We start from the raw sequence: 16382 nt of genomic DNA on the forward strand, positions 1-16382 counted from the left end.
CACGGCCGCGGCGGCCAGGTCCGCCGCGGCCGCTCCATTCTCTTTCCGGAACGACCAGGGCGCTCCTCGATGACGCTTTTCCTCGAGCAATTGCTGAACGGATTGCAGTTCGGCGTCATGCTCTTTTTGCTGGCGGCGGGCCTGACGCTGATCTTCGGCATCATGGGCGTCATCAACCTCGCGCACGGCTCGATCTACATGGTCGGCGCCTATGCCGGGACCTGGGTGGCGATGCAGACCGGTTCCTTCTTCCTCGGCATCCCGGCGGCACTTGCCGCCGCCGCGCTGGTCGGCGCGGCCATCGAATTCCTCATCGTGCGCCGCCTCTACAAGCGCGACCATCTCGACCAGGTGCTGGCAACCTTCGCGCTGATCCTCATCTTCAACCAGGTCGTCACCTTGCTGTTCGGCCGCCAGCCGCTGTTCGTTTCGATCCCGCCGCTGCTCGACGGCTCCGTCCAGTTGCTGCCGGGTCTGCCCTATCCGGTCTATCGCCTCACCATCATCGTCGTCGGCCTGCTGATCGCCGTCGGCCTCTACCTGCTCATCAACAAGACCCGCATCGGCATGCTGGTGCGCGCCGGCTCCACCAACCGCGAGATGGTGCGCGCGCTCGGCGTCGACGTGCGCGTCCTCTACACCATCGTCTTCGGCCTCGGTGCGTTGCTGGCGGGTCTCGCCGGTATGATGGCGGGGCCGATCCTGGCGGTGCAGGTCGGCATGGGCGAACAGATCCTCATCACCACCTTCGTCGTCGTCGTCATCGGCGGCGTCGGCTCCATCCGCGGCGCCTTCGTCGCCTCCCTGCTGCTCGGCGTCGTCGACACCATGCTGCGCGCCTACCTGCCGTCGATGCTGCGCCACGTCATGGTCGGCCCGGAGGCGGACGCGCTCGGCGCCGGCATCGCCTCCATGGGCATCTACCTGTTGATGGCCCTGGTGCTTCTCATCCGCCCCAAGGGGCTGTTCGCCTCCAATTTCTGATCCGGCCCGCTTCATGGACAACTCGATCAAGAAACAGATCCTGCTGGCGGTAGTCGCGGTGCTCCTGCTCGCCCTGCCGTTCATCGCCAGCGCAACGGGCTACCCGGCGATGACCTCGCTGGCGACACGCGCGCTGATCTACGGCATCGCCGCCGCCAGCCTCAACCTCGTGCTCGGCTATGGCGGCATGGTCAGCTTCGGCCACGCCGCCTTCTTCGGCCTCGGCGGCTACGTCGTCGGCATCCTCTACCAGCACTACACCCAGGACGACCTGTTCCTCGGCCTTGTCCCCGGCACCAACCAGTTGCTCGTCACGCTGCCGGTGACGCTGATCGTCTGCGGCGCGGCCGCAGCCCTGATCGGCGCGCTGTCGCTGCGCACCGGCGGCGTGCAGTTCATCATGATCACGCTCGCCTTCGCCCAGATGCTGTTCTTCCTGTTCGTCTCGCTCAAGACCTATGGCGGTGACGACGGGCTGATCATCCGCCGCACCAACGAACTGTTCGGGCTGAAGATGCGCGACAAGCAGACCTACTATTATGTCTGTCTGGCCATCACGGTGGTGTTCTTCTTCCTGCTCTGGCGGCTGGTCAATTCGCGCTTCGGCAACGTGCTCACCGGGCTGCGCCAGAACGAGCGGCGAATGGCGGCCCTCGGCCTGCCGGCCTATCGCTACAAGCTGGTCGCCTTCGTCATCTCCGGCATGGGCGCCGGGCTGGCCGGCTGCCTGATGGCCAATTTCCTGCGCTTCGCCAGCCCCGACATGGTGCACTGGACGAAGTCGGGCGAACTGATGGTCATGGTGGTGCTGGGCGGCGTCGGCACGCTGTTCGGGCCGCTGATCGGCGCGGGCGCCTATATCGTGCTGGAATCGGTGCTGGCCTCGTGGACCGAATACTGGCAGCTCGGCCTCGGCTTCATCCTCCTGTTCGTCGTGCTCTACACCAACGGCGGCATCGAGGCGCTGTTCGGCCGTCTTCTCGGGAGGCGTGCATGAGCGGGCCGATCCTGTCCGTAAGGGGACTGGTCAAGCGCTTCGGCGGGCTGGTGGCCACCGACGGCGTGACCATCGACGTACACCCCGGCGAAATCCACGCCCTGATCGGCCCCAACGGCGCCGGCAAGACGACGCTGATTTCCCAGCTCGTCGGCGAGTTGAGACACGACGCCGGCACGATCGAGCTGGAGGGCAGGGATATCGGCGCTCTGCCTACCGCCCGCCGCATCGGCCTCGGCCTCGGGCGGACCTTCCAGATCACCTGCCTCCTGCCGGAATATACCGTGCTCGACAACGTCGCGACCGCCGTGCAGGTCCGGCAGGGCCATTCCTTCCGCTTCTGGGGCAATGTGCGGGGCGAGGCTTCGCTGCGCGAAACGGCGCTCGGCTTCCTCGACACCATCGGCCTTGCGGGACGTGCCGATGAGCAGGTCGCCAACCTGTCGCATGGCGAGCAGAAGCAGCTCGAGCTTGCGGTGGCGCTCGCCACCGAGCCGCGCCTGCTTTTGCTCGACGAGCCGATGGCAGGGCTCGGCCACTCCGAAAGCCGGCAGATGGTGGCGCTTTTGATGGCGCTGAAGACCAAGGTCAGCATGCTCCTGGTCGAGCATGACATGGACGCCGTCTTCGCGCTCGCCGATCGCATCTCCGTGCTGGTCTACGGCCGCGTCATCGCCACCGGCACGGCCGACGAGATTCGCGACAACGCGGAGGTGCGCGCCGCCTATCTCGGCGAGGGAGACGAGCTATGCTGAGCGTCAGCGGGCTGCAATCGGCCTACGGGCCGAGCCAGGTGCTGTTCGACGTGGAACTCGGCGTCGGCGAGGGCGAGGTGGTGACGCTGCTCGGCCGCAACGGCATGGGCAAGACGACGACGGTGCGCTCCATCATGGGGCTGTTGAAGCCCAGCGCCGGCACGGTGCGGTTCACCGGTCGCGAGGTGTCGGGCGCGACGCCGGAAACGGTCGCGCGCCTCGGCGTCGGCCTCGTGCCCGAGGGCCGCCAGACCTTCCCGACGCTGACGGTACGCGAAAACCTCGTCGCCACCGCCTCGAACCGGCTGAAGCGGCAAAACCCGTGGACGCTGGAGCGCGTCTATGCGCTGTTTCCCCGGCTCGGCGAACGCGCCGGCCAGGCCGCCGGCACGCTGTCGGGCGGCGAGCAGCAGATGCTGGCGGTCGGCCGCGCGCTGATGACCAACCCGAAGCTGCTCATCCTCGACGAGGCGACGGAAGGGCTGGCGCCCGTCATCCGTGCCGAGATCTGGCGCTGCATCGAGGCGCTAAAGGCCGAGGGCCAGTCGATCCTGCTGATCGACAAGAACATCCATGTGCTGAAGCGGTTGGCCGATCGCCACTACATCCTCGAAAAGGGTCGCACGGTCTGGTCCGGCTCCAGCGCCGACCTGACCGCCAACGCCGATCTGGTGCATCGCTATGTCGGCATCTGACAGGCAAGGCGGGCGCCGGCTGCGGCTCGGCTTCGTCGGCTGGGGGGCGATTGCCACACGCGTCGCCCAATTGCTGGCCGAGCGGGAAGCACCTGTCGACATCATCGCCGTCGCGGTGCGCGATGCCGACAGGGCACGGCCGGATTTGCCGACCGGCGCGCGCCTGATTTCGGAACCTGGCGAACTGGCCGGCCTCGGCCTCGACATGGTGATCGAGGCGGCCGGGCGCCCCTCCGTACCGGTCTGGGGCGAGGCGGCGCTGCGGCATGCCAGGCGCTTCGCGGTGTCCTCCACCAGCGCCTTCTGCGACGAGGCGCTGCTCGCCCGGCTTGTTGATGTGGCGCGCCAGAACGGCAGCCAGATCGTCATTCCGCCCGGCGCGCTCGGCGGCATGGATGCGCTGACGGCGGCCTCCGCCGTCCGCATCGACGAAGTGGTGCATTTTATCGTCAAGCCGCCGCGCGCCTGGAAGGGCACCTCCGCCGAAACGCTGCTCGACCTGGACGCTCTGGCTGAGCCGAAAACCTTCTTTGCCGGCACGGCGCGCGAGGCGGCGGACGCCTTTCCGCAGAACGCCAATGTCGCCGTCATCTCGGCGCTTGCCGGCATCGGCCTCGACCGCACCCGCGTCGAACTGGTGGCCGATCCGGCCGCGTCCCGCAATTCCCATCGGCTCAGCGCCTCCGGCGCTTTCGGCCGCATGGAGATGCTGTTCGAGAACGAACCGCTGAAAACCAATCCCAAGTCATCGGAACTGACGGCGCTCAACCTCGTGCGGCTGGTCGAGAACCAGGTCGCGCCGCTTGCGCATTAGCCGTCGCGCATCATGGAGACTAGAATGGCGACCTCTTATCCCGACCTCATGCTCTATATCGACGGCGCCTGGCGCAAGAGCGCCGAGACGCTGCCGGTGCTGAACCCGGCCGACGAAACCGTCGTCGGCGCCGTGCCGGTCGCCTCCCGCGCCGATCTCGACGATGCGCTCGCCGCCGCCGACAAGGGGTTCCGCATCTGGAGCCGGACGGCGCCGGCCAAGCGCGCCGCCATCATCCTGAAGGCGGCCGCGCTGATGCGCGAGCGCATCGACGAGATCGCCCGCTCGATCACGCTGGAGCACGGCAAGCCGTTTCCGCAGGCGCGCCTGGAGGTCATCCGCGGTTGCGAGTTCTTCGAATGGGACGCAGCCGAAGGCCAGCGCACCTACGGCCGCGTCGTCCCCAGCGAGCCCGGCATCCGCTACATCGTCCACCACCAGCCGATCGGCACGGTTGCCGCCTTCTCGCCGTGGAACTTCCCGATGAGCCAGCCGGCACGCAAGATCGCCGGCGCGCTGGCCTCCGGCTGCTCCATCATCATCAAGGCTGCGGAAGAGACGCCGGCCGGCGCCTATCACATCGCCCGCGCCTTCCACGATGCCGGCCTGCCGGCGGGCGTCTTCAACCTCGTCTTCGGCGTTCCGGCCGACATTTCCTCCTATCTCATCCCGCAGCCGCAGGTACGGCTGGTCGCCTTCACCGGCTCGACGGCAGTCGGCAAGCACCTGTCGGAACTGGCGGCCCGCCACATGACGCCGGTGCTGATGGAACTCGGCGGCCATGCGCCGGTGATCGTCTGCGACGATGTCGATCCGGTCGAAGCCGCCGTCACCTCGGCCGTGCGCAAGGCGCGCAACGCAGGCCAGGTCTGCACCTCGCCGACGCGCTTCTTCGTGCAGGAGCGGATCTACAGGGCTTTTGCCGACACCTTCGCCGAGAAGGCGCGGACCGTCTCCATCGGCAACGGCTTCGACGCCGGCGTCGAGATGGGACCGCTGGCCAACCATCGCCGCATCGAGGCGATGGAGGCGCTCGTCGCCGACGCCAGGGCCAAGGGCGCGCGCGTGCTGGCGGGCGGTGAGCGGCTGGGCAACCGCGGCTACTTCTTCCCCGTCACGGTGCTCGCCGACCTGCCGGACGACGCGCGCGTCATGCGCGAGGAGCCGTTCGGACCGCTGGCCGTCATCAATCCGGTCTCCTCGCTCGACGAGGCGATCGAGAAGGCCAATGCGCTGCCCTTCGGCCTTGCCGCCTACGCCTTCACCCATTCGGCCAGCAACGCCGACCGGCTGGCGGACGGCATCGAGGCGGGCAACGTCTCGATCAACACGCTGGAGGCTTCGGTGGCCGAGGTGCCGTTCGGCGGCGTCAAGGACAGCGGCTACGGCCGCGAAGGCGGCATAGAGGGCCTGCTGCCCTATACGGTGGTCAAGAACGTGTCGCACCGCATGGCGATCGCCTGAGGCGAGGCGGCTTCAGGCGCGGGTCACCGCCAGCACGCGCAGCGGGCTTCCCGAGCCGTTGAGGATTTTCAGCGGCGCCGTGATCAGGATGGCGCCGGTGGGCGGCAGCCGGTCGAGGTTGCACAGGCATTGCAGCCCGTAGCGGCCGGCGCCGTGCAGGAAATGGTGCGCCGGGTGCGGCGGTTCGAAATGGCTCGCCTGCCCGGCATCCGTACCGATCGTTTCGGTACCGAAACCGAGGATTCCGCGCTCCTCGACCAGCCATTTCATCACGTCCGCGTCCGGGCCGGGCGTATGCGCGCCGTCCTCCCTCAGGTTGGCGTAATCGCGCGGCGAGCGCTTCGACCAGTCGGTGCGCAGCAGCACCCAGTGGCCTCGGGGAATGCGGCCGTGCTCTTCTTCCCATGCCTCGACACGGGCGCGTGTCAGCAGGAAATCGTCATCGGCGGCCGCCTCGCCGGAACAGTCGATCACTGAGGCCGGCGCGATCATGTGCTCGGCCGGCAGCGTGTCCACCGCGTTGTTGGGCAGGTCCTTGCCGGTGTACCAGTGGATCGGCGCGTCGAAATGCGTGCCGGTGTGCTCGCCCAGCGTGATGTTGTTCCAGTACCAGCCGGGACCCCTGCCGTCGTAGCGCGAGACCTCGCGGATGCGCACGGGCGCCGCCTGGCCGAATTCCGGCGGCAGCACGATGACGGGAAAGTCGGGCGTCAGCGTCGCCGTCAGGTCGACGACGCGCAGCGCGCCCGTCGCGATGGCGGCGGCGAAATCCAGCGGGTCGGGTGCGGCCATGCCTTCTCGTCCTCGTTTCGTTTTCAGGCGCCGAGATCGCGTTCCAGCGCTTTCGGGTTGGCTTCCAGCCGTTGGCGGACATCCTCGGCGACGTCGCCGACGAAAACCTCCTCGACGCCGCTTTCCAGCGCCGACACGATGGCCTTGGCCACCGCCTTCGGCGCCACCTTGGGCGGCGGCACGGTCTGGAACCATTCGGTGTCGAGCGGGCCGGTGAACAGGTTGACGACGCGCACGCCGCCGGCCCTCAATTCGCCGCGCAGGCAGTGCGACAGCGACACGCAGGCTGCCTCCGCCGCGCTGGTCGTGCCGTAGGCGGCCCAGTTCGCCAGCGCGTAGACGGAAAAGACGTTGACCCAGGCGGCCGCGCTGTCGACGCCGTCGCCGCCCCTTGCGCGCATCGCCGGCCCGAACGCCTGCGCCAGGTGCACGAAGCCGAGATAGGTCTGCGAAATCTCGTCCATGATGGTAGCGGTGCCCTGCCGCCCGATCAGGCCACCGGGACGGGTATGCTCGCCGGTATTGATGAGGATATCCACCTTGCCGCCGATGTCGGACGCGAGGTCGCGAACGGAGCGCTCATCGGTCACGTCGAGCGGCACCACCGTGCAGCCTTCCAGCGCCTTGCCCGCCTCGAAGGGTTTCCAAGGTTCGGCGATGCCGACATGGACCTTGGCGCCGGCCGCGACGAGTGCCGCCGCCGTCGCCTGGCCGACGGCGGAGCGGCCGTTCGTCACCAGCACGCGGCGGAATTTCGGCGACGCCGTCATCTCGCGCCATTGCCGGTCGTCGGCGGCGTTCGCCGCGTCGCGGGCGGGCCGGGCGAAAGCGGCGGCCTGCCCGGCCTTGTCGAGCTGGAGGGAGAGCCGCACAGGCTCCGCCTCGCGGCAGTCGGCATGAAGATGCGCGATCACGGTCGGGCCGCAGTCGAGCTTGACCATGCCGATGCGCCACGGCGCTCGCTCGCGGAAATAGACGTCGGCGGGCACGCGCACCATGGTTTCGGAAACGAGCGTGCCGCCGTTCGGCGCGTCGGTCAGCTTCAGATCGGTGGACAGGCAGCCGGGGCAGACGTCGTGCGCGGGATAGCAGAACGCGCCGCATTCGCCGCAGCGTTGCAGCGCGAACCGCCCCTCGGCGGCGGCGCGCGTCAACAGCATGCCGGCGCGGCTGCGCCCCATGGGCGGCAGCGACGGCTGGCGGGTGCGCTTGAGCGGGTTCCTGCGCTCCGGTTGCTGCAGCGGCTCGACCATCATCCGTCTCCCGAGACGATCACGGCGCCGGACGACAGGCCGCGGTCGTAGTTGATCATGCCGAAGCCGGAGGCGAGCCCCGTGCGCGCGCCGGCGACCTGCGTCGGCCCGGCGCTGCCCAGCACCTGCCGGATCGCCTCGGTGACGCCGAGATAGGCACCGGCGGCACCGGCCTGGCCGACGGAAAGCTGGCCGCCGGAGGTGTTGTGGGGGAAGTCGCCGCCGATAGTCAGGTCGTGCGCGCGCACGAACGCGGCCCCTTCTCCCTTGGCGCAGAAACCCAAATCCTCCAGCTGCATCATCACGATCACCGGATAGTCGTCGTAGGTCTGCACGAAGTCGAGGGCGTCCGGCCGCACACCGGCCATGGCGTAGAGGTCGCCGATGTCGGCCACCCAGCCGCCGTGGTTCTGCACCACGTCGTCGAGCCGGGCGTTGTGACGCTCGATGGAGGCGAGGATTTTCGCGCCCTTCAGCCCGGAGGCAGCCGCCATCTCCTCTCGCATGACGAGGAAGGCCTCGGCCCCGGCGCAGGGCATCACGCAGTCGTAGAGGTGGATCGGATCGGCGATCGGCCGCGCCGCCATGTACTGCTCCAGCGTCAGCGGCGTCTTCATCAGCGCGTGCGGGTTGTTGAGCGCGTTGGCGCGCTGGGCGACGGCGATGCGGCCAAGGTCCTCGCGAGCGACGCCGAAGCGTTTCATGTAGTGGCGCGCGATCATCGCGAAGCTGGCATTGGCGCCGCCCGCGCCGTAAGGGTAGACCGCGTCCTGCGCGAAGCGGGAAAAGTTCTCCAGCGTGCGGCGGAAGGAATCGACATGGTTGGTGTCGCCGGCCACGCAGGCGACGACGTCGCAGTCGCCCGCCTGCACCGCCCGCGCCGCCCGCCTGAGCGCGGCGATGGCGCTGGCGCCGCCGAGCGGGATGGTGTCCAGCCAGCGCACGCTGAGGCCGAAATGCTGCGTCAGGCCGATCGCCGTGTCGGGGCCGACGGTGAAGGAGGACAGGCAGAAGCCGTCGAAATCGCGCGCCGCGATGCCGGAGGCGTCGGCGAGAGCCCGCAGCGCCCGGCCGATCCACCACTGCGCGCTCTCGATCGAATAGCGCTGATAGGGGATGGTGACCGGCGTGGTGATGACCACGCCGTCATAGGGTGTCCTGCGGGAGGCCGGTTTCGCCATCGATCACGCTTCGGCAACGGTCAGCACGACATCGATATTGCCTTGCGTCGCCCTTGAGAAGGGGCAGCGCTCATGCGCGCCGGCCACGAGCTTTTCGGCGGTGGCGCGGTCGATGCCCGGCAGCGCCACCACCAGTTCGGCGGCGAACATGTAGCCGACGCCGACCGGGCCGACGCCGATCTTCGCGGTCACCGTGGCGTCGTCGGGCACGGCGACCTTGTTCAGCCGCCCGGCCAGCTTGACGGCGCTGAGGAAGCAGGCCGACCAGCCGGCGGCGAAAAGCTGCTCGGGGTTGGTGCCCTCGCCGCCGGGGCCGCCGAACTCCTTCGGTATCGAGAGCGACACGGCGAGACGCCCGTCCTTCGTGGCGGCGCGTCCGTCGCGTCCGCCCGTCGCCGTGGCCTCGGTCCGGTAGACGATCTTTTCCGGTTTCATCGCGTGGCTCCTTGTTCGGTCATCGAGAGGAAGACGTGCCGTTGCGGGCGAGTTGCAGGAAGTCTTCTTTCGCCTGCTCGCCGGCCAGCGCGAAAGAAGGTCCGCGGCTCGGCTCGATGCCGCTCAAGGCCCGCAACTGCACCCACATCTCCGCCGACTTCAGTGCGACCGCCGCGCAGTCGACGACCGGCGCGTGCTTGACGGTGAAGCCGCGCTCGCCGCCGATCAGCAGGCCGGGCAGCACGCCGGCGGGAACGATCACGTCGGCGCCCTTCTCCACCATCGGCAGCGCGCAGGCGGTGAAATCGCTGAGCAGCCGCGCCTTCGCCGTATCGTCGCCGGAAAAGCAGCGGTCGAAATCCTCTGGCCGGCAGCCCATGCCGGTGACGTGGCAGACACGGCTTGCCAACCCGTAGCGCTCGGCCTGCTCCAGGTGCCAGACCTCGAACACCGGGTCCAGCGTGACAAGGCCGATGCGGCGCCCGAGCTGCGAGGCGGCGAGCAGCGTCGCCTCGCCGGCGCCGACGACGGGAATGCGCAGCGCCGAGCGCAACTCATAGAGGCCGGGGTCCTGGAAATGGCCCATCACATAGGCGTCGAACCCCGCTTCCTCCGCGCCGATGCCGGCCTCGACGGCCTGGATGGCGCAGCGGAACTCGGCCAGCCGGCCGAAGCTGCGGTCGGGCGGCGACATGCCGTGGACCGTCACCTCGGTTCCGGGTGCGGCGATGGCGTTGAGGCGGGCTTCGAGCCGCTCCAGATAGGAGGCGCCGATCCTGGCGTCGACGAAGCTTTGCCAGAAGATTCGCATTTCCTCCCCCCGATCCTGTTGTGACACAAGGTGCTGGCAGGCCGCGGATTCGGCCATGCCGGTCAGGCGCATGAGACCATGCCGGCATATCCTCTTACTTATTCCTAGATGCTTCAAGCATAAAGCACTATGGTGGCCGCAGGATCGGTAGCGCGACCGGCGCGCTGGCCAGAAGAGGGACGCGATGCGGGCAGCGATATTTCCCGGAAGCAGGCAGGCCGCTTCCCCGGCTCGGGAGGGCTCCGATCGCCCGCAAGGGAGCCGGGCCTAATGTCTGCCGAAACGGTCTATTCCCGTTTTCGCGCCACGGCGCAGGCGCACGGCGAGGCGCCGTTCCTTGAAGTGCTGGAGGAAACGGCCCGCATCTACGGTATCGCCGCCGAGACGGTGAGCTATGCGCAGATGCTTGGACGTATCGAGGGCTGGCGCGAAAAATTCCGCGCCGCCGGCTACGGCCAAGGCCATCGGGTCGGCCTCCTGTTGCAGAACCGGCCTTCCTTCCTCGAAATCTGGTTCGCGCTGAACGGGCTCGGCGTTTCCGTCGTGCCGATCAACCCGGACCTGCGCGCCAGCGAACTCACCTACATCATCGCCCATTCCGAGATGACCGCCGCCGTAGCACTTGCCGCGCGGATGGATGAACTCGAAAGCGCGGCGCGGGAGGCCGGGCGCGCCATTCCCGTGTTCGCGCCGGACGGGCCGGTCCCCGCGCCCTTCGATGGGCCGCGCCAGGCGATCGCCGGCGATACGGCGACGGAATGCGCGCTGCTCTACACGTCGGGCACCACCGGCCGCCCCAAGGGCTGCGTGCTGACCAACGAATACTTTCTCCATTCCGGCGACTGGTATCGCGACGCCGGCGGGTTGATTTCGCTGCGCCAGGGCTGCGAGCGCATGCTCACCCCGCTGCCGGTCTTCCACATGAACGCCATGGCCGTTTCGGTCATGGCGATGGTGACGGTCGGCGGCTGCCTCATCATGCTCGACCGCTTCCACCCGGCAAGCTGGTGGGAGCAGGTGCGGACAAGCCGCGCCACCTGCTTCCATTATCTCGGCGTCATGCCCTCGATGCTGATGGGCGCGCCGGAGAGTGGACGCGACCGCGAGCACGGCGCCCGCTTCGGTTTCGGCGCCGGCGTCGACAAGGCGCTGCATGCGCCGTTCGAAGAGCGCTTCGGCGTGCCGCTGCTGGAGGCCTGGGCGATGACCGAGACCGGCAGCGGCGGCGTCATCTGCGCCGGCAGCGAGCCGCGCAAGACCGGCACCAGCTGCTTCGGCAGGCCCGGTCCCGAGGTCGAGATTCGCGTGGTCGATGCCGAGGGGCAGGACGCCGCCGCCGACATGCCCGGCGAACTGCTGGTGCGCCATGCCGGCGCCCGGCCGCGCTTCGGCTTCTTCCGCGAGTACCTCAAGGACCCGGAGGCGACCGCCGAGGCCTGGGCAGATGGCTGGTTCCACACCGGCGACATCGTCGCGCGCGACGCCGACGGCGACCTCCACTTCGTCGACCGCAAGAAGAACGTCATCCGCCGCTCCGGCGAGAACATCGCCGCCGTCGAGGTCGAAACGGTGCTCAACCGGCACCCGCTGGTGCGGCAGGCCGGCGTCGCCGCCACGCCCGATGCCGTCCGGGGCGACGAGGTCGCCGCCCTGATCGTGCCGCGCGAGGCGGGGTCGGGAGCCGATGCGGCCGAGGAGATCGTCCGCTGGGCGCTGGAGCGCATGGCCTACTACAAGGTGCCGGGCTGGGTAGCTTTTGTCGAGGCGTTGCCGCTGACGGCGACCGAAAAGATCCAGCGCGCCGCGCTGAAGACGCTGGTCGCCGACACGATGGAAGCGGGCGCTTTCCATGACCTCAGGCACCTGAAGAAGCGTCAGGTCTGACGACGGCAGGCTGTCTTTACGCCTTCGCGTAGCCGGCCAGGGCGGCGCGCAGGTCCGGCGGCACCGGCATGGACTTGTGGATGGTCAGGTCGGTGGTGACCACGGTGAAATAGCCGCGCAGCGCCTCCGTGCCGTCGCGGAAGGCATGCAGCCTGAGGGCGAAGGAGGAATTGCCGATCCGCTCGACAGCGACCGCGACGTCGAGCGTGTCGCCCATCGTGCAGGGCGAGAAGAAATCCGCATGGGCGTTCACATAGCCGAGGCCGATGCGCCGCTTGCCGATGAATTCGTAATAGTCGAGGCCGAGCGCGCCCTCGTACCATTTCTCGATGACGACGTTGAAGATGTCGAAAAATTTCGGCGTGTAGACGATGCCAGCCGGATCGCAATGGCCGAAGCGGATGTGCATCTCGGTCGACCACAGGCCGGCCGGCAGGTCGGCGCGGCGGAGCGGCGTGGGCCTGCCGTCGACGACGCCCGGCACGGGCCTGTTCATGGCAGCGGTTCCGCCCTCTCGAGCGCGCGCGTCATCGTCCATCATTCTGGAATGTCTCTTAAAAAAACATGATTTTGCATAGTTTTGGCGATCAGGCCTGTCAATCTTCCAGGGCTGGTGCTGCTGGTGCTCGGCGCGCCTGGCGCGGCCGCCGTCAGACAGCGGCCTTGGCCGGCAGGGCGTCGCCGTCCTGTGTCGGGATCGCCCTTTCGATGTCCTCCGCCGTCCGCAGGTAATGTTCGCGCAGCACCGCGACCGCCTTGTCGGCGTCGCGGTCCAGCGTCGCCTCCGCCAGCGCCTTGTGCTCGGCCTGCACGTCGCGGCCGGCTGGGCGCGTCGCGGCCAGGAGGACCGGGATGCGGTAGCGCTCGGTGGCGGCGTAGAGCCGCTCGAAGAATTCCAGCGTCCAGGGCGAATTGCAGGCGACCAGCAGGGCGCGGTGGAAGGCGTGGTGGCGCGCTTCCAGCGCCCAGATGTCGGCTTGCGCGCCGGTGCGGCCGGCCTGCAGGGTGAGCGCGTAGAGGGCCGAGACGATGCCGGCCGCCCAGGCGTCGTCACCGAGCCGGATGGCGCTGCGCAGCGCCTCCGATTCGATCTGGATGCGCAGCGCGATCGCGTCGTGCAACTCGTCGAGCGACAGCGGCGCGACGCGGAAGCCGCGCAGCGATTCGGCGGTGACCAGCCGTTCGGCCTGCAACCGGTTCAGCGCCTCGCGCAGCGGCGAAAAGCCCATGCCGTAGCGCTCGCTGAGGTCGGCGAGGCGCAACGGGCTCTCGGGCGCGAAGGCGCCGCGAATGATGTCGTGGCGGAGCGCGTCGTAGGCTTTTTCGGCGAGGGTCATGCTGGTGCTCCCGGATCAGGAGGATTATCGCATGGAAAACCGCTTCGGCAATTCCAAAAACTTTCGAAAATCCTTCTTGCTTTCGAAAGACCTATGACCCATTCTCTGTGAAGCTCAAAAGCGGAAGGAAAGCGAGATGGCCGATAAGCAGCGGGAAAACCATCGCGAGGACGTCGCCGGACGCGCCAATGTCGAGGATACGCCGGAACTCCTGGCCTATTACGAGGATCTCGAACGCTACAAGGCCGGCGCGTTGTGGACGGTTGCCAACAAGATCGAGCCGTGGGAGCCGAAGTCGCAGTCGGAGCCGGTGGTGTGGCGCTACAAGGATTTGCGCCAGCACGTCCTGCGTTCGGTCGAGCTGGTGACGCCTGAAAAGGCCGGCCGCCGGGTGATCTATCTCAACAATCCGGGCCGCACGGACGTCGCGGCCGCCGTCGGCTGGATCTATGGCGGCCTCCAGGTCATGAATCCGGGCGAGGTGGCGAGCGCGCACAGGCATTCGGCGTCCGCCATCCGCTTCATCATGGAGGGTGCGGGCGCCTATACGGTGGTCGACGGCCACAAGATGACGCTCGGCGCCAACGACTTCGTGCTGACGCCGAACGGCACCTGGCACGAGCACGGCGTCGAGGCGAGCGGTTCGCCCTGCATCTGGCAGGACGGGCTCGACATTCCCTTCGTCAACGCCATGGAGGCGAATTTCTACGAGGTGCATCCGGACCTCAGCCAGGCCGTCGGCTACGAGGTCGACGACATGACCAGGACCTGGGGTAACCCCGGCCTGAAGCCGATGGTCGGTGACGGCTGGAACAAGGGCTACAGCCCGATGTTCAAATACGAATGGGTGCCGACCTACGAGTCGCTGCAGAAATACGCCGGCTGCACCGACGGCTCGCCCTTCGACGGCGTCTTGATGGAATACGTCAACCCGGCCACCAACGGGCCGGTGATGCAGACGCTCGGCGCCTCCATGCAGATGCTGCGCCCCGGCGAGGCCACCAAGGCGCACCGCCATACCGGCAGCGGCCTCTACCACGTCGCCAAGGGCAGCGGCCATTCCATCATCAACGGCAAGCGCTACGACTGGGCCGAGCACGACATCTTCTGTGTGCCGTCCTGGGCCTGGCACGAGCACGTCAACGGCTCGGACCGCGACGACGCCTGCCTGTTCTGCCTGTCCGACCTGCCGGTGATGCGCGCGCTCGGCCTCTATCGCGAGCAGGCGTTCGGCGACAACGGCGGCAACCAGCCGCTTCTTTAAAGCCCGCCTTTTCTCAAAGGAAGACATCATGAAGCTTGTAACCTATCGCGCCTCGGTCGAGGCGGCGGCCCGGCTGGGCGTCGTCGTCGACGATCTGGTGGTCGACGTCGAGGCGCTGGGAGAGACGTTCGGCGAGGACCTGCCCGATACCATGCTCGGCCTCATCGATGCCGGACGGCCGGGGCTGGAAGCCTTGCAGGCCTGCCTGGACGGCGCCGAGGGGCGCTTCGCGCCCGGCACGGCGACGGCGCTGAGCAATGTCCGGCTGATGGCGCCGATCCCGCGCCCGCGCAAGAACATCTATGGCATTGGCCTCAACTTCGTCGAGCACGTCGCCGAAAGTGCCCGCACGCTCGACACCGCCAGGGACCTGCCGAAGCAGCCGATCGTCTTCACCAAGCCGCCGACGGCGGTGATCGGCCCCGGCGAGGGCATCGAGCATAACAGGAAGATGACCCGGCAGCTCGACTGGGAGGTGGAACTCGCCGTCGTCATCGGTTCTGCCGCCAGACACGTTTCCAAGGCGGACGCCCTGAAGCATGTGTTCGGCTATTCGGTGATGATCGACGTCTCCGCTCGCGACAATCGCCGGGCAGGGCAGTGGATCTTCTCCAAGGGGCAGGACACCTACGCGCCCTTCGGCCCCTGCATCGTCACCGCCGACGAGATTCCCGACCCGCAGGTGCTCGACCTGTGGTTGACGGTGAACGGCGTCGAGAAGCAGCGCTCCAACACGCGCCACATGCTGTTCAAGGTCGATGACCTGATCGCCGACATCTCCACCGGCATGACGCTGGAGCCGGGCGACGTCATCGCCTCCGGCACGCCGGAAGGCGTCGGCGCGGGCCGTTCGCCGCAGGAATGGCTCTGGCCGGGCGACGTGGTGGTGGCCTGCGTGGAAGGCATCGGCACGCTGCGCCATCCGGTCGTCGACGCGACCCCGGCATAAGCCGTATTCACGACAGGCGATCCGCGAGGGCCGATGCGCTTCGATCCAGACGAAATAGGCACCCAGAACACCTACAAGCTGCTGGTGGCGACGGTCATGCCGCGCCCCATCGCCTGGGTGGTGACCAAGGACGCCGAAGGCCGCGTCAACACCGCGCCCTACAGCTTCTTCAACGTCATGGGGCCGTCGCCGCCGACGGTCGCCATCGGCGTCATGGCCGACCCCGAAAAGGGTTTCAAGGACACGTCCCGCAACATCCTCGACACCGGCGAATTCGTCGTGAACCTCGTGCCCGAGCGGCTGGTGAAGGCGATGAACGTCACCTCCATCGACGCGCCGCGCGGCATCGACGAGCTGGAGCTGGCGGGCCTCTTCACCGTCGCCTCGGATCGCGTGCGGCCGCCGCGCATCGCTGAAAGCCCGGTCTCCTTCGAATGCGTGTCGCTGTCGTCGGTCGTCACTGGTCCCTCGCAGGTGGTGGTGATCGGCCGGGTGCTGGCCATCCATGTCGCCGACGACTGCGTGCTCGACGCCGAACGCGCCCATGTCGACACGCCCCGCCTCGATCTCGTCGCCCGTTCCTACGGCAGCGACTACGTGCGCAGCCGCGACACGTTCAGCCTCGTGCGCCCGAAATGGAGCGAGTGGGACGGGCGCGACTCGGACGAGATATCGAAAGGCTCCTGATTTTCGAAAATCCTGTTGACAGGCTTCGCAAAAAACTTAACTTGCCAGTTAAGCAATTTGCGGAAGCGCAAACTGTCACG

The 16382-nt window shown here is 67.9% G+C and carries 17 protein-coding genes; 10 read left to right on the forward strand and 7 right to left on the reverse strand.

Annotated elements, in window-relative coordinates; all coding sequences use genetic code 11:
* Positions 1 to 69 precede the first annotated feature (69 nt).
* Genes FGU64_RS17530 through FGU64_RS17555 form a run of 6 tightly spaced genes read left to right on the forward strand, consistent with a single transcriptional unit; the run spans position 70 to position 5709 of the window.
* Positions 70 to 984 carry a branched-chain amino acid ABC transporter permease gene (locus FGU64_RS17530; RefSeq protein ID WP_139954337.1) on the forward strand — a complete coding sequence of 305 codons (915 nt, stop codon included), beginning with the start codon at positions 70 to 72 and terminating at the stop codon, positions 982 to 984.
* A gap of 13 nt (positions 985 to 997) precedes the next feature.
* Positions 998 to 1981 carry a branched-chain amino acid ABC transporter permease gene (locus FGU64_RS17535; protein ID WP_139954338.1) on the forward strand — a complete coding sequence of 328 codons (984 nt, stop codon included), beginning with the start codon at positions 998 to 1000 and terminating at the stop codon, positions 1979 to 1981.
* Positions 1978 to 2736, forward strand: coding sequence for an ABC transporter ATP-binding protein (locus FGU64_RS17540; protein WP_139954339.1), 759 nt, complete (start codon positions 1978 to 1980; stop codon positions 2734 to 2736). Before FGU64_RS17535 ends, FGU64_RS17540 begins: the two co-directional genes overlap by 4 nt.
* On the forward strand, positions 2730 to 3431 hold the full coding sequence (locus FGU64_RS17545; RefSeq protein WP_139954340.1) for an ABC transporter ATP-binding protein: 702 nt from the start codon (positions 2730 to 2732) through the stop codon (positions 3429 to 3431). Before FGU64_RS17540 ends, FGU64_RS17545 begins: the two co-directional genes overlap by 7 nt.
* Entirely contained in the window at positions 3418 to 4245 is an 828-nt protein-coding gene (locus tag FGU64_RS17550; RefSeq protein WP_139954341.1) for an aspartate dehydrogenase, read from the forward strand. Before FGU64_RS17545 ends, FGU64_RS17550 begins: the two co-directional genes overlap by 14 nt.
* A gap of 24 nt (positions 4246 to 4269) precedes the next feature.
* Positions 4270 to 5709: an NAD-dependent succinate-semialdehyde dehydrogenase gene (locus tag FGU64_RS17555; RefSeq protein ID WP_139954342.1), complete on the forward strand. Its 1440-nt coding sequence runs from the start codon at positions 4270 to 4272 to the stop codon at positions 5707 to 5709.
* A gap of 12 nt (positions 5710 to 5721) precedes the next feature.
* Here FGU64_RS17555 and FGU64_RS17560 read toward each other — a convergent pair whose 3' ends face one another.
* From FGU64_RS17560 to FGU64_RS17580, 5 genes are read right to left on the reverse strand one after another with little or no spacing between them, the layout of a single operon-like run.
* On the reverse strand, positions 5722 to 6501 hold the full coding sequence (locus tag FGU64_RS17560; protein ID WP_139954343.1) for a cyclase family protein: 780 nt from the start codon (positions 6499 to 6501) through the stop codon (positions 5722 to 5724).
* A gap of 23 nt (positions 6502 to 6524) precedes the next feature.
* A complete protein-coding gene (locus FGU64_RS17565) occupies positions 6525 to 7754 on the reverse strand; it encodes an SDR family NAD(P)-dependent oxidoreductase (protein WP_139954344.1) in 1230 nt (409 codons plus the stop codon).
* The gene (locus FGU64_RS17570; RefSeq protein WP_139954345.1) at positions 7754 to 8935 is read right to left on the reverse strand and encodes a thiolase family protein; all 1182 of its coding nucleotides are present in this window, start codon (positions 8933 to 8935) and stop codon (positions 7754 to 7756) included. Before FGU64_RS17570 ends, FGU64_RS17565 begins: the two co-directional genes overlap by 1 nt.
* A gap of 3 nt (positions 8936 to 8938) precedes the next feature.
* On the reverse strand, positions 8939 to 9370 hold the full coding sequence (locus FGU64_RS17575) for an organic hydroperoxide resistance protein (protein WP_139954346.1): 432 nt from the start codon (positions 9368 to 9370) through the stop codon (positions 8939 to 8941).
* A 19-nt stretch (positions 9371 to 9389) separates the two neighbouring features.
* A complete protein-coding gene (locus tag FGU64_RS17580) occupies positions 9390 to 10181 on the reverse strand; it encodes an aspartate/glutamate racemase family protein (protein WP_139954347.1) in 792 nt (263 codons plus the stop codon).
* A gap of 270 nt (positions 10182 to 10451) precedes the next feature.
* On the opposite strand from FGU64_RS17580, the gene FGU64_RS17585 reads away from it, so the two are divergent.
* Positions 10452 to 12065, forward strand: coding sequence for an AMP-binding protein (locus tag FGU64_RS17585; protein WP_139954348.1), 1614 nt, complete (start codon positions 10452 to 10454; stop codon positions 12063 to 12065).
* A gap of 16 nt (positions 12066 to 12081) precedes the next feature.
* Here the strand turns inward: FGU64_RS17585 and FGU64_RS17590 are convergent, their stop codons facing one another.
* Positions 12082 to 12561, reverse strand: coding sequence for a thioesterase family protein (locus tag FGU64_RS17590; protein WP_139954349.1), 480 nt, complete (start codon positions 12559 to 12561; stop codon positions 12082 to 12084).
* Between the two features lie 154 nt (positions 12562 to 12715).
* Entirely contained in the window at positions 12716 to 13402 is a 687-nt protein-coding gene (locus FGU64_RS17595; protein ID WP_139954350.1) for an FCD domain-containing protein, read from the reverse strand.
* A 136-nt stretch (positions 13403 to 13538) separates the two neighbouring features.
* On the opposite strand from FGU64_RS17595, the gene FGU64_RS17600 reads away from it, so the two are divergent.
* The 3 genes from FGU64_RS17600 to FGU64_RS17610 are packed head-to-tail and all read left to right on the forward strand — an operon-like array spanning position 13539 to position 16302.
* Positions 13539 to 14666, forward strand: coding sequence for a cupin domain-containing protein (locus FGU64_RS17600; protein ID WP_139954351.1), 1128 nt, complete (start codon positions 13539 to 13541; stop codon positions 14664 to 14666).
* Positions 14667 to 14694: 28 nt separating this feature from the next.
* On the forward strand, positions 14695 to 15615 hold the full coding sequence (locus FGU64_RS17605; protein WP_139954352.1) for a fumarylacetoacetate hydrolase family protein: 921 nt from the start codon (positions 14695 to 14697) through the stop codon (positions 15613 to 15615).
* A gap of 33 nt (positions 15616 to 15648) precedes the next feature.
* Positions 15649 to 16302 (forward strand): flavin reductase family protein, encoded by a 654-nt coding sequence (locus FGU64_RS17610; RefSeq protein WP_139954353.1) that lies wholly within the window; start codon positions 15649 to 15651, stop codon positions 16300 to 16302.
* The last annotated feature ends 80 nt before the right edge of the window (positions 16303 to 16382 follow it).

Origin of the sequence: Mesorhizobium sp. 8 (assembly GCF_006351905.1) — a bacterium.
GTDB lineage: Bacteria > Pseudomonadota > Alphaproteobacteria > Rhizobiales > Rhizobiaceae > Mesorhizobium > Mesorhizobium composti.

Excerpts from the sequence above, each read along its gene's own strand:
- FGU64_RS17610 (WP_139954353.1), top strand. The coding sequence starts at position 15,649 with ATGCGCTTCGATCCAGACGAAATAGGCACCCAGAACACCTACAAGCTG.
- FGU64_RS17585 (WP_139954348.1), top strand. The coding sequence starts at position 10,452 with ATGTCTGCCGAAACGGTCTATTCCCGTTTTCGCGCCACGGCGCAGGCG.
- FGU64_RS17540 (WP_139954339.1), top strand. The coding sequence starts at position 1,978 with ATGAGCGGGCCGATCCTGTCCGTAAGGGGACTGGTCAAGCGCTTCGGC.
- FGU64_RS17530 (WP_139954337.1), top strand. The coding sequence starts at position 70 with ATGACGCTTTTCCTCGAGCAATTGCTGAACGGATTGCAGTTCGGCGTC.
- FGU64_RS17565 (WP_139954344.1), bottom strand. The coding sequence starts at position 7,754 with ATGGTCGAGCCGCTGCAGCAACCGGAGCGCAGGAACCCGCTCAAGCGC.
- FGU64_RS17550 (WP_139954341.1), top strand. The coding sequence starts at position 3,418 with ATGTCGGCATCTGACAGGCAAGGCGGGCGCCGGCTGCGGCTCGGCTTC.
- FGU64_RS17575 (WP_139954346.1), bottom strand. The coding sequence starts at position 9,370 with ATGAAACCGGAAAAGATCGTCTACCGGACCGAGGCCACGGCGACGGGC.
- FGU64_RS17605 (WP_139954352.1), top strand. The coding sequence starts at position 14,695 with ATGAAGCTTGTAACCTATCGCGCCTCGGTCGAGGCGGCGGCCCGGCTG.
- FGU64_RS17555 (WP_139954342.1), top strand. The coding sequence starts at position 4,270 with ATGGCGACCTCTTATCCCGACCTCATGCTCTATATCGACGGCGCCTGG.
- FGU64_RS17590 (WP_139954349.1), bottom strand. The coding sequence starts at position 12,561 with ATGAACAGGCCCGTGCCGGGCGTCGTCGACGGCAGGCCCACGCCGCTC.
- FGU64_RS17570 (WP_139954345.1), bottom strand. The coding sequence starts at position 8,935 with ATGGCGAAACCGGCCTCCCGCAGGACACCCTATGACGGCGTGGTCATC.
- FGU64_RS17600 (WP_139954351.1), top strand. The coding sequence starts at position 13,539 with ATGGCCGATAAGCAGCGGGAAAACCATCGCGAGGACGTCGCCGGACGC.
- FGU64_RS17545 (WP_139954340.1), top strand. The coding sequence starts at position 2,730 with ATGCTGAGCGTCAGCGGGCTGCAATCGGCCTACGGGCCGAGCCAGGTG.
- FGU64_RS17535 (WP_139954338.1), top strand. The coding sequence starts at position 998 with ATGGACAACTCGATCAAGAAACAGATCCTGCTGGCGGTAGTCGCGGTG.
- FGU64_RS17560 (WP_139954343.1), bottom strand. The coding sequence starts at position 6,501 with ATGGCCGCACCCGACCCGCTGGATTTCGCCGCCGCCATCGCGACGGGC.
- FGU64_RS17580 (WP_139954347.1), bottom strand. The coding sequence starts at position 10,181 with ATGCGAATCTTCTGGCAAAGCTTCGTCGACGCCAGGATCGGCGCCTCC.
- FGU64_RS17595 (WP_139954350.1), bottom strand. The coding sequence starts at position 13,402 with ATGACCCTCGCCGAAAAAGCCTACGACGCGCTCCGCCACGACATCATT.